Below are 12079 nucleotides of genomic sequence, written 5' to 3' on the forward strand. Positions count from 1 at the left end.
GTCACATTTGTTTTTCGACCTGTTGTAGTTTTTGATATTCTTCGGTTTTACCGAGCCGCCGCAGTTCCCGCAGGTGCATTTCTACCAATGTCCGGGCTTGATTGCGGCTGACGGGTTCGATTTCCAGGGATTCAGCTAGATAATGGACGTGGAAAAATAGGCGGTGGGCGTACAGGGTCATATACAATTCACTCCCATCCCCTAGACGGCAAATTCGGTACAACAAACCGAAGTTTGGATGGTTCAAATAGGATTCGACGGTCATGGGGTTGGGCATGAAATGAAAATTGTGTCTGTCAAAAGCGACACAAGAATTATTTATATTACTGTATCGTAAAGTTTGCCCGCATTTAGAACCCTTTGCTGATTTGACCGGTTGATTTATATTAACCTGAACCACGACGGGGATGCGCCCCTAGCATTCCTGACCGCCGCTGGGATGCTGTACCCATAAGTTACCTATAAGTTATAGTGCTAATCAAGTTTTCTAAAGGTTGCCCATGTCCGACCGCCTTGATGGTAACGAAGTCTGTTCCCAGGACACAGCCGTAGCTCCCCTCCAAGCGCCCTGCGCCTACCCGGTGTTTTTCCGTACCTACAGCCGTCGTTTTCAGGGGGTGCGGGAGTCCTGGGAGCAGGTGTGTGAGCGGACGGTGCGGGATTTAGCCGTTTTGGGCAAATTTACCCCGGCGGAGCAGGCTTTGGTGTTGGAGATGCAACAGCAGTTAAAGGCACTGACCTCGGGGCGGTGGTTGTGGGTGGGCGGAACGGATTGGATTCACCAGCCGGAGAATTTTTCGGGAGCCTATAATTGCACCTCCCAGCGGATTCGGGACTGGCGGGGCTTTGGGTTGATGATGGATTTGGCGATGCAGGGGGCGGGCACGGGGGCGGTGCTGGAGCCTCAGTATTTTAGCCAATTGCCCCCAATTACCACCCGTTTGGAGGTGACGGTGCTGGGGCAACCGGGGGACAAACCCGCTGAGGAACGGCAACCATTCACCCAAGTGGAACGCCAGGGGCAGGGGGTGGTGGTGCGGGTGGGGGACTCCCGCCAGGGCTGGGTGCAGGCGTATCAAAGTTTGCTGGAATTGGCGAGTGACCCCCAGGGCGGGGCGGTACTGGCGGTGACGGTGGATGTGAGCCAGGTGCGTCCCAAGGGGGAGGTGCTCAAGGGGTTTGGGGGAATTGCCAATCCAGCGTTGTTACCGCAGTTATTTCCCCGGGTGGCACGGATTCTCAACCGGGCAGTGGGGCGGCAGTTGACCTCGATTGAATGCTGTTTGTTGATTGATGAGGCGGCGGCAACGGTGGTGGCGGGGAATATCCGTCGTTGTCTGCCTGAGGATGCTCTGGTGCATACTGAGGCTGGATTAGTTCCGATTGCCAAGGTGCGAATTGGGGATCGGGTGCTGACGAGCAAGGGATTCTATCCCGTTACGAACTTCTTTGTGCAGGGGGAACAGCCACTCTGCCGTATTCGTACCCAAGATGGCGAGTTTGAGTGTACAGCGGATCACAAAGTTGCTGTACTGACTGATGTTTTTGGACAGTATCGGATGGTCAGGGCGAAAGACCTCCAACCTGGAGATCGTCTAGTGTTTGTGCCTCGAGCCATTCCTGGTACGCCAACTGAGTTACCCGAATTTCGCAGAGAAATCAAAGGTAAGACTAAGTCCATTCAGATTCCAGCACTAACCCCTAAAATCGCCTACTTCCTTGGCTATCTTCAGGGCGATGGTTCTGTAAGCTCTGACGGTTCGCGAGTGCGGTTCAGGGTACACCAAGACAGTCCAGCAGTCCTAGACCGGCTCATTGAAGTTGGGCAAGAATTTGGTCTGGATCGTTACACCCTGAGGACGCCCGAACAGTGTAAAACGCAAGCCTACGAGCTACAGTTTAATTCTTCCGACCTCAACCAGTATTTGCAACAGTTTAAGAAAGCCTCTCAGCCGTTAAGGGTGCCGGACTGCATTCTGTTAGGAACTACGGAAATTCGTAAAGCCTTCCTTGCGGGTCTGGCTGATGCTAATGGTTGCCATTCGCAAGGCGTTCTCGTAGCCACAGTTCACAAGCGATTTCTCCAACAAGTTCAGGCTCTCTATGCCTCTCTAGGGATTACGGTACGGATGTGCAGTAGCGTTAGGAAACGGAATAACCAGTGGGAAGGTGAACTCGTTACCGTTGGACAAGCGGCTTTTGAAGCGGTCACTTCAGCCTTTGAATCTCATTCTATCCAGTTTTCTGTAAATCGCAGGGAAGCACCAGAGTGGTTTCGGGATCATGGGTTTCCGAAGGAAATGGTCAGACCTCTAGTGAGTTCAGCACTTTACCATTGGAGTGCAGCTCACAAACAAATGAATCAGCAAACCCTTAAAAAGTACGTTCCCCAGGTTACTGACTTAGTTCCAGTGGCGGTCAAGGGTGTTGATCTGAATGTTCGCACTGCACCTACCTACGATATTGAAGTGGCAACCGTCCACGAGTTTGTATGTGAGGGCATTCTTGTCTCGAACAGTGCCGGAATGCGCCAATTTAGCTCGGAGGATCAGGAGGCGGCGGGGGCAAAGGCAAATCTTTGGCAACAGGATGAACAGGGCAATTGGCGGATTGACCCGGACAGGGATGTCCTGCGGATGGCGAATCATACCCGCGTATTTCACCACAAACCCAGTCGGGAAGAATGTATCGAATCCGTGCGGAGCCAGTTTTATTCCGGGGAAGGGGCGGTGCAGTGGGCGGGGGAGGCAATTGCCCGCAGTAATCGGGATTTGCTCAACACCCCAGAGAAAAAAGCCCGGTTTTTGGAATTGTACAACACTGACCCCCAGCAGGCACGGGGGTATTTGCGGGAACTGCTTTTAGCTCAGGGGTCTTAAAATTAAACTTAGATAAATTAGGTTCAATAAACGCTGTGCAGTAGGGGGTACGCCATGTTAACGCAACTGCTGGTCACGTGGGTGGTAAACGGGTTGAGCTTATGGCTGATTTCTAAACTGCCCTTGGGTGTGACCTTGGATGGTTTTGGCACGGCACTGTGGACGGCTTTGGCTTTGGGGTTACTCAATGCCCTGGTGCGACCCATTTTGTGGCTTTTGAGTTTGCCCTTGACGATTCTCACCTTGGGTTTATTTACCTTTGTGATTAATGCGATTATTTTTGGATTGGCGGCTAGTTTGGTGGAGGGATTCAAGCTCAAAAATTGGCTGAGTGCCCTGATTGCCCCGATTGTCCTCGGCTTGATCAATTCAGTCCTATTTCAGGTTTTGCAGACCCCGGCGGCAGGTTAAAAGGTTAAAATAGGACAACCTTCTGGGCGGCATTTATGGGTTCGAGTAATCGGGATGTGATTCGGATTCGGGGTGCCCGCCAGCACAATCTCAAAAATGTGGATTTGGAACTGCCCCGCAATCAGTTGATTGTGTTTACAGGGGTATCGGGTTCGGGGAAATCCTCCCTGGCGTTTGATACGATTTTTGCGGAGGGGCAACGCCGGTATGTGGAATCCCTGAGTGCCTACGCCCGCCAATTTTTGGGACAGTTGGATAAACCCGATGTGGATGCCATTGAAGGGTTAAGTCCCGCCATTTCCATTGACCAAAAATCCACCTCCCATAATCCCCGTTCAACAGTGGGAACCGTGACGGAAATTTATGATTATTTACGGCTATTATTTGGGCGGGCGGGGGTGCCCCATTGTCCGATTTGTGACCACAATATCAGCCCCCAAACGGTGGATCAAATTGCCGAGCAAATTTTGCATTTTCCCGCAGGCACCCGGTTTCAATTGCTTGCCCCAGTGGTGAAGGGGAAAAAAGGCACCCATCAAAAAGTCCTAGCCCAGATTGCCCAAAATGGTTTTGCCCGGGTGCGGGTGAATGGTACGGTTTATCCCTTAACGGATGTTCCTCAATTGGATAAAAACCATAATCATTGCCTGGAAATTGTAGTTGATCGATTGGTGATCAAACCGGATTTATACAGTCGTTTGGTGGATTCATTGACCACCTGTTTGAAGCATGGGGAAGGGGTGGTTATTGTCAGTGTGCAAGAGGGGGAACAGTGGCGGGATTTGGCTTTTTCGGAAAATTTTGCCTGCCCGGAACATGGGGCGGTGATGTCGGAATTATCTCCCCGATTATTCTCGTTTAATTCTCCCTATGGGGCGTGCCCAGAATGTCACGGGCTGGGTTTTTTGCGGCGATTCAGTGCCGAATTGGTGATCCCCGACCCCAAATTACCCTTATACCAAGCCATTGCCCCTTGGTCCGATAAACCCCACGATTATTATTTAGGTTTACTGCATAGCTTGGGATTGACCTATGGATTTGAATTGTCCACTCCCTGGGACAAATTAACCCCAGAACAACAGGAAATTATCTTAAACGGTACGGAAGAACCGATTTGGATGGAGGGGGATTTTCTGTATCGCTCGAACCGGGGATTTTGGAAAAAATACGAGGGAGTCTTAGGCATTTTAGAACGGCAATATCGGGAGGCAAGTTCCGAATTGATGCAACAAAAATTGGATCAATATCGGTTAGATTCCCCCTGTCCGGTGTGTCAGGGTGCCCGGTTAAAACCCGAAGCCTTGGCGGTGCGGGTGGGGGGCTATCGAATCACGGATTTGACGCAAGTTTCCGTGCAGGAATGTTCCCATTTACTTGACCGGTTGGAACTCACGCCCCGGCAGGCACAAATTGCCCATTTGGTACTAAAAGAAATTCGGGCACGCCTGCAATTTTTGTTGGATGTGGGTTTGGATTATTTAACTTTAGACCGGGCGGCGATGACCCTATCCGGGGGCGAGGCACAACGGATTCGTTTAGCCACCCAAATTGGCTCCGGTTTGACCGGGGTTTTGTATGTGTTGGATGAACCCAGTATTGGACTTCATCAACGGGATAATGGGCGGTTATTATCCACATTAAAACGCCTGCGGGATTTGGGGAATACCTTGATTGTGGTCGAACACGATGAAGAAACCATTACTAGTGCGGATCACTTAGTGGATATTGGACCCGGGGCGGGGGTGCATGGGGGGCAAATTGTCGCCCAAGGAAATTTACAGGCAATTTTAGACCATCCTGATTCCATAACCGGGGCTTATTTATCCCGCCGCAAAGCCATTCTCACCCCAGCCCAACGCCGTCTAGGCAATGGCAAACGTATCTGCTTAAAAGATGCCCATCGCCACAATCTAAAACATATTGATGTGGAAATTCCCCTGGGAATGTTTGTGTGTGTGACGGGGGTTTCTGGGTCAGGAAAATCCACTTTGATCAATGAATTATTGCATCCAGCCCTGGCGCATTATTTCGGTCATAAAATCCCATTTCCCAAGGAACTCAAAGCGATTCACGGGTTAGATGCCCTGGATAAAGTGATTGTGATTGACCAATCCCCGATTGGACGTACCCCCCGTTCCAATCCCGCCACCTATACGGGGGCATTTGATGCAATTCGTGCCCTATTTGCAGAAACTCCGGGAGCAAAAGCCAGGGGCTACAAAGCAGGACATTTTTCCTTCAATGTCAAGGGGGGACGCTGTGAAGCCTGTGGGGGGCAAGGGGTAAATGTAATTGAAATGAACTTCCTGCCCAATGTGTATGTGCAGTGCGATGTGTGCCAGGGCAAACGCTACAGTCGGGAAACCTTAGAAGTGAAATATAAAGGCAAATCCATTGCCGATGTATTGGATATGACGGTGGAGGAAGCCTGCGGTTTTTTTGATGCCATTCCTCAGGCGGTGAGTCGGTTACAAACCTTAGTAGATGTGGGCTTGGGTTATATTCGGTTGGGGCAGACAGCGCCCACGTTATCGGGGGGAGAAGCCCAGCGCATTAAACTGGCTACGGAATTATCCCGCCGTGCCACTGGTAAAACCCTATATTTGATTGATGAACCTACGACGGGGTTATCTTTTTATGATGTGCATCGGTTGTTAGATATTATTCAGCGATTGGTGGATAAAGGGAATACGGTTTTGGTGATTGAACATAATTTGGATGTGATTCGTTGTTGTGATTGGGTAATTGATTTAGGACCAGAGGGAGGACAGCGGGGGGGGCAAATTGTCGCTGTGGGCACCCCCGAACAGGTGGCGAACCACCCCCATTCCCACACGGGGCGTTACCTCAAAACCGTGTTGGCGCAACATCCGCCCCTGGAATTAACCGCAAATGCGCCCGCATAGGGGATAATAAAACCCTAGTGAACCCCAAGCCACTTCTATGGATTTGAAAACCCTGATCCGGGACATTCCCGATTTTCCCCAACCGGGCATTTTGTTCCGGGACATCACGACCCTGTTGGCGGACCCCCAGGGGTTGCGGTTCACGATTGATGAATTGGCACGCCGGTTCCAGGGTCAGGGGATTGATATGGTGGTGGGGCCGGAATCCCGAGGCTTTATCTTTGGGGTGCCCTTAGCCTACACCCTGGGCTGTGGGTTTGTGCCGGTGCGGAAACCGGGGAAACTGCCAGGGCCGGTGCATCAACGGGAATATGCCCTGGAGTACGGCACGGACCGCCTGGAAATTCACCAAGACGGCATCCAGCCCAACCAACGGGTACTGGTGGTGGATGACCTGCTGGCTACCGGCGGGACGGCACGGGCGGTGGCGGAATTGGTGCATCAGGCGCAGGGGGAACTGGTGGGATTTGGTTTTATCATCGAGTTAGCCGGATTGGGTGGACGCAAACAACTGCCCCCGGCTCCGGTGGAAACCCTGATTATTTATGAATAGATTTATAGTCATTTCAAGTAAGTTGGATATATTCCCTAAAACCAAGTACGGGGGCGGTATTCCTGGAACCCTTACCTTAAACTGAATTGGAATTTCGATATTTTAAGGACGTAACCAAAACTAAATATATGGGCACTTCTAAAAATAGGTTGCAGGGGCGTAACCCCCGTCAAAGAAGCACCTGCGGTGTATGGTTCTCGATAGCCTGCGCGGCCTAGCCATTAGTATGGAGATTTCGACGAGATAACCTTCAATGGGTGCAATGAAAGTTGAGAATTTCAATTTACAGCCAGATTTTAGCTTTTGATAAACTTATTATTCTCACAAATCATCCGAGATTGCTAGATAACCTGACGAAAATAAGGTATCCCCAGGGGAAATCCGTAGTCCCATCGCCCCCAAATTAGAGATCACTGGGGTTGCTAAGTCATAGTCATTACGAGTATGATTAAGACAGTCACGATAAGCGGAGGTGCGGGATGCGGATCATGGAATTGCCTTTAGCCCAGATTCGGCGACCATTGCCCCGGCGGACTGACCCGGAGAAGGTGGCGCAGTTGATGGCTTCCATCGCCGCCATTGGTCAACAGGAGCCGATTGAGGTGCTGGAGGTGGATGGTTTGTACTACGGGTTTTCCGGGTGTCATCGTTACGAAGCGATGCAACGGCTGGAACGTCCGACCATTCGCTGTCGGGTGCGGCGGGCGACCCCGGAGGTATTGCGGCTTCACCTAGCCTGATACCATCGAGAAGTAAGCTCGCCGGTGTGTCATTGCGTCCATTGCCCAGCGTCTATCGTGTGTTCGTTGTGTGTTGATTGTACGTTCATTGTGTTGCTTATTTAGGAGTACCCAAATCATGCCTACCCAAGTGAAACCGACGTTGTACCCGACCCGGTTGGATTTATCCCCGGAGGTGCGGGAGCAGGTGATTGCGATTTTGAACCAAGCCCTGGCGAATACCTTTGACCTATATAGCCAGACCAAACAAGCCCATTGGAATGTGAAAGGGTCGGATTTTTATGCCCTGCACGAATTGTTTGATGCCATGAGCGGGGAATTGCTCGCCTATGTGGATGATTTGGCGGAGCGGGTGACGGCGTTGGCTGGGGTTGCCCTGGGGACGCTACGGACGGCGGCGCAGGCATCGGATTTGCCCGAATATCCCCTGGAGGCGGTCACGGGTAAAGACCATCTGATTGCCCTGGCGGACCGCTATGCCCAGTACGCCAAGTTTGTCCGGCAGGCAATTGACCAGACCTCTGCCCTGGGGGATGCGGATACGGCGGATTTATTCACCGGCATTTCCCGCACGGCGGACAAGCGGCTCTGGTTTTTGGAAGCCCACTTGCACGGTTAAATTCTGCTAAATTCAGCCAGCGGGTTATCCGGGATGGGTAGCCCGTGGTTGGGTGGTGATGCCATTAAGCGTTATAAAAAAAATAACCTTTCTAGGCAAAAACCACCATGACACGAATCATCGCCTGGGTATTGGCGTTTCTCCTCACCTGGGGCGGGTGTAGCCAACCCGGTTGGGCGGGATTACAGGATGACCGCTTTGATGGCAATATCTTTGCCTTGTATGCGGGGAATGGTTCGCTGGTGCCCCCCCGGGTCAGTCTCAGGGAGGCATTAGCCGTGCCGGAACGTCCCGCCATGTTGGTCTATTACCTGGATGACAGCCGGGATTGTAAGGTATTTGCCAGTACCGTGTCCCAGGTGCAACGCTTTTATGGGCGGGCGATTGATATTATTCCCATCAGTGTGGATAGCCTGGTGCCGACGGACGACCCTGACCCCACCAACCCCATGCGTTACTATCGGGGGCGGGTGCCGCAGGTGGTACTCCTGGGGGGAAAAGACGGGGAAAACCATATCATTTTGGATGAAATCGGGCAAGTTTCCTTAAATCATTTGGATGAGGTGTTAGCCAATTGGTTTGGGATCACGCCCCGCCAACCTGTGCAGGTATCGCCTCAGCAATTTAATGAAGTGAATGTGGAGTTGGCACCGTCCCCAAGTCATCCTAATTGAGGTGTGAAAACTGGTCACAGGGGTACTGTACCCGTGCTTAGTTCAGCGGAATTTTCGTACATCCATCCAGTATGATTGCCATAGAATCAATCAATGAAGGGGTGGAGGAAGGCGGATGAATTTTATCCGTATTTGGGCGATCAGCAAGCACGTCTTTTTAGAACTTCTGCGGGAACGACTGCTCTATCTAGCCGGGTTGTATGCGATTGGCTTAGTGGCGGGAGGTGCCCTGATTACCGAAGTGGCGGCGGCAACGGAAAATAAAATCATCACCGATTTTGGTCTCGCCATGATGCTGATTTTTGGGTTGGTGATTGTGATTTTTACCACCCCGAATCTATTAGCACGAGAGGTGGAAAAACGCACGATTTTTATTGTGATTGCCAAACCGATTAGCCGTCTGGAATTGGTGGTGGGAAAACACCTGGGTTTATTGGGGGCATTAACCCTATTACTCGTGGTCATGGCGGGACTGTATTTGGGTTATTTATCAATTCTCAAAATTACCTATCCTTTGGTTCCTGTCCTTACCGCCATCGGGTTTATGTTGATTGAATTTGCTTTGTTAACAGCGGCGGCTTTACTTTTTAGTATTTTTACCAGTCCCTTGATTGCTATTTTTCTCACCCTTGCCACGTTTTTTATTGGTCACTTGAGTTCGGATGTGATTACCTTGGGGCGAGTGATTCGCAACCCCCAATTGTTAGCAGTATTAAAGGGCTTTTTTCTGGTCGTGCCTGACCTGTCCCGGTTGGATTTGAAAAATACAGCAGTTTATGGGCTATTACCCTCTGCGGGGGTTTTGGTTGCCAGTGTGGTGTATGGCATTTTATATACCGTATTTCTATTGGCGTTAACCGTATTTATTTTTGCCCGGCGGGAGTTTTAGTCTGCCCCTGAGAATTTGTTAACTTGAGGATAGTTCTATGGATTGGAACCAACTGAAAATGACCCCAACGAAATACTGATGTTACAAAAGACTGGGGACACAACTGATTTTTCGAGTTATCCTAGTTAATAAAACTAAAACCTGTTCCCCACCCACCATGCAAGATCAAAATCAGGCTAACCGACGCTTTTTGGTAAATATGAGCCTCAGAAGAGTTCAACCCGGTGCAGGTAGTAGCGTAGAACATTTCACAAAACGCAACTGGAGGTTACCCGTGAGCGATATTAATGATATTTTTAGAACCACACCCTTTGTGGTTTGCGGCGGGGTAGCGACTAGAGCCTACTCTGCGGAAAGGGAAACCGAAGATTTAGATGTACTAATTAGAAAATCCCAAGCAGATTTGGCATACCAGGAACTAGAGGCGGCGGGTTCTTCCTATGTGGGAGAATTATCAGTGCCAGGGAGCCATTGGATATTACCTGATCAAACGAACCTAGATGTATTAGAATCCAATAGTGAATGGGCAGACGAGGCAATTCGCAATCCGAACCGCAATAATCCTTTCAACTTACCAATTATGCCCTTACCCTATTTAGTACTCATGAAATTACAAGCATCCCGAACGATTGACCTGGCAGATATTAGCAGAATGATGGGGCAGGCAGACGAAGTAACCCGCAATGAAACCAGGCAACTCGTAAAAAAATATTTGCCTTCCGCTTCTGAGGATTTAGAGGGTTTGATTTACCTGGGACAACTAGAACTACAGCAACCATCAAAAAGAACTTCATCTTATCGGGAAGTAAACAGACAGGACGACATGAGTAAAGGCGAACATCAGACTGAGAACCGTAGCCATCCCATCTAAATTATGCGTAGAAATTCTGGGGAATTCAATCATGCCCCTGCGACGATAATCCCTATAATTTGTAACCTGTGGAACATCCTAATTTTTAACCATGTCTTTGTGGTAATCACTCACTGATGGGTGATAAGCTCAATCTGTTTTTTACGAGGGGGGAATATGAATATCAATTGGTCAGTGGTGGCAGTGGTTTTGGCACTGGGGGGTACGGCGGTAGCGGCTCCTAAAACCTTCAGCTATGGGTGCGGCACGGGCTGTGGGATAGAAGCTCGTTTGGTTGGGTCGGTGGAAATGGTCGCCGATGGCATTAAACGGGGGGCGTTTCAGCAACAAATGTTCACCAACGGCAAAAAATCCGGTGCGCCCCAACCGGTCTATGCCTGGGCACTATGTTTCGACAAAAAAGTGGCGTTTAGCCCCAGCCAAGACTTCACCAGTGGCAAGGGCTGGCAACCCCTCAACCAAAAAGACTGGTCGGCGAACTACACCACCGCCGCTGGGGGCATGGGCTATGACTACGATGTCCTATGCGGTCGGTAGAGTATCTCCGATAATATTGTTAGTACAGTATGCCGCCAGGATAATTTCCGTGGTGTGACCCCAGGCGATATTGCCCTGGGCATCCAAACCGATGGCTCCCAAATCCCGTCCCCGTTGGTCACATTCTGCCAAGGAGCGTTCAAATGCCTCGGCTAAGGTCATGCCATCGGTAACCCGTACCACAATCCGGGCGGCGAGACATTCATTGATAATATCTTCCCCAATCCCCGTACAACTAATGGCGGCACAATCATTGGCGTAGGTGCCCGCAGGCATGGCGGAATCGCTCACCCGCCCGATCCGTTCCCCCCCTTTGCCCCCGGTGGATGTACCCGCCGCCAGATGCCCCTGGATGTCCCGCACCACCACCCCAATTGTGCCCATCTCGCTGACCAAATTCATCAACGCCCCGTCTTTGCATTCGTTCACCCATTCCTGCAGGCGTTGGGGGGTAATGGGATTGTACAGCGGGATATGCAGTTCCCTTGCCAGTTCTACGGTGCCCACATCGGCGATCACCCGGTCGTTTTGGGTTTGCAAAAATTGCGCCAAGGTAATCGGATGCTGTACCCGTTGGGCATTGATCACGCCGCTAAAGGTTTGGGTATGCCCGTCCATCAAAGCGGCACTCAGGCGCACCTGCCCATCCGATTGCAAAACCGCCCCTGTCCCGGCGTTGAATTGGGGGTCATCTTCCAGCATTTGACAACCCCTGACCACCGCCTCTAGGGCAGGCATTCCCTGGGTTAAATGCTCATAAATTTTGTGAACAATGTGATGCAGGGATTCCCGCAGGGGTGAAACGGCTCCTTTACTTTTGAGGGTGGCACCTGCCCCCCCATGAATGATCACCTGCGGACCAGGGGCACTGGGTTGACTGCCAAGGCGGTAGGACACGGCATATCCCGGAAACGGCATAGTTCTTTTGTACCATGTTCCCCGCCGGACTCCACAAAGGCGAACCTATCGGCTACACTGACTGGTATTAAGTGAATACCCT

12 protein-coding genes are annotated in these 12079 nt (G+C 50.9%); 10 read left to right on the top strand and 2 right to left on the bottom strand.

The annotated features are described in order from the left end of the window. Position 1 precedes the first annotated feature (1 nt). Complete coding sequence (locus MLD66_RS12725; RefSeq protein WP_247218438.1) at positions 2-265, bottom strand: PipX family protein; 264 nt, start codon at positions 263-265, stop codon at positions 2-4. 235 nt (positions 266-500) lie between these two features. Here MLD66_RS12725 and MLD66_RS12730 point away from each other — a divergent pair, with 235 nt between their 5' ends. The 10 genes from MLD66_RS12730 to MLD66_RS12775 all read left to right on the top strand — a co-directional run bounded on the left by MLD66_RS12730 (position 501) and on the right by MLD66_RS12775 (position 11079). After that, positions 501-2879 carry an LAGLIDADG family homing endonuclease gene (locus MLD66_RS12730; protein WP_247218440.1) on the top strand — a complete coding sequence of 793 codons (2379 nt, stop codon included), beginning with the start codon at positions 501-503 and terminating at the stop codon, positions 2877-2879. A gap of 54 nt (positions 2880-2933) precedes the next feature. Further along, positions 2934-3290, top strand: a complete 357-nt coding sequence (locus MLD66_RS12735; RefSeq protein WP_247218442.1) for a phage holin family protein — start codon at positions 2934-2936, stop codon at positions 3288-3290. 35 nt (positions 3291-3325) lie between these two features. Continuing rightward, positions 3326-6196: an excinuclease ABC subunit UvrA gene (gene uvrA / locus MLD66_RS12740; protein WP_247218443.1), complete on the top strand. Its 2871-nt coding sequence runs from the start codon at positions 3326-3328 to the stop codon at positions 6194-6196. Between the two features lie 37 nt (positions 6197-6233). Next, positions 6234-6749 carry an adenine phosphoribosyltransferase gene (locus tag MLD66_RS12745; protein ID WP_247218445.1) on the top strand — a complete coding sequence of 172 codons (516 nt, stop codon included), beginning with the start codon at positions 6234-6236 and terminating at the stop codon, positions 6747-6749. Positions 6750-7228: 479 nt separating this feature from the next. After that, the gene (locus MLD66_RS12750) at positions 7229-7489 is read left to right on the top strand and encodes a sulfiredoxin (RefSeq protein ID WP_247218447.1); all 261 of its coding nucleotides are present in this window, start codon (positions 7229-7231) and stop codon (positions 7487-7489) included. A gap of 118 nt (positions 7490-7607) precedes the next feature. Then, a complete protein-coding gene (gene dps, locus MLD66_RS12755) occupies positions 7608-8108 on the top strand; it encodes a DNA starvation/stationary phase protection protein Dps (protein WP_247218449.1) in 501 nt (166 codons plus the stop codon). Positions 8109-8215: 107 nt separating this feature from the next. Continuing rightward, positions 8216-8782: a thylakoid membrane photosystem I accumulation factor gene (locus MLD66_RS12760; protein ID WP_247218451.1), complete on the top strand. Its 567-nt coding sequence runs from the start codon at positions 8216-8218 to the stop codon at positions 8780-8782. A 115-nt stretch (positions 8783-8897) separates the two neighbouring features. After that, the gene (locus tag MLD66_RS12765) at positions 8898-9671 is read left to right on the top strand and encodes an ABC transporter permease subunit (protein WP_247218453.1); all 774 of its coding nucleotides are present in this window, start codon (positions 8898-8900) and stop codon (positions 9669-9671) included. 157 nt (positions 9672-9828) lie between these two features. Beyond that, positions 9829-10542, top strand: coding sequence for a hypothetical protein (locus MLD66_RS12770; protein WP_247218455.1), 714 nt, complete (start codon positions 9829-9831; stop codon positions 10540-10542). 156 nt (positions 10543-10698) lie between these two features. Continuing rightward, positions 10699-11079: a hypothetical protein gene (locus MLD66_RS12775; RefSeq protein ID WP_247218457.1), complete on the top strand. Its 381-nt coding sequence runs from the start codon at positions 10699-10701 to the stop codon at positions 11077-11079. Here the strand turns inward: MLD66_RS12775 and MLD66_RS12780 are convergent. Then, positions 11065-11976, bottom strand: a complete 912-nt coding sequence (locus MLD66_RS12780; RefSeq protein ID WP_247218459.1) for an isoaspartyl peptidase/L-asparaginase — start codon at positions 11974-11976, stop codon at positions 11065-11067. The genes MLD66_RS12775 and MLD66_RS12780 overlap by 15 nt on opposite strands. Between the last annotated feature and the right edge of the window lie 103 nt (positions 11977-12079).

The sequence above is a fragment of the Synechococcus sp. C9 genome (assembly GCF_022984075.1).
Lineage (GTDB): Bacteria > Cyanobacteriota > Cyanobacteriia > Gloeomargaritales > Gloeomargaritaceae > Gloeomargarita.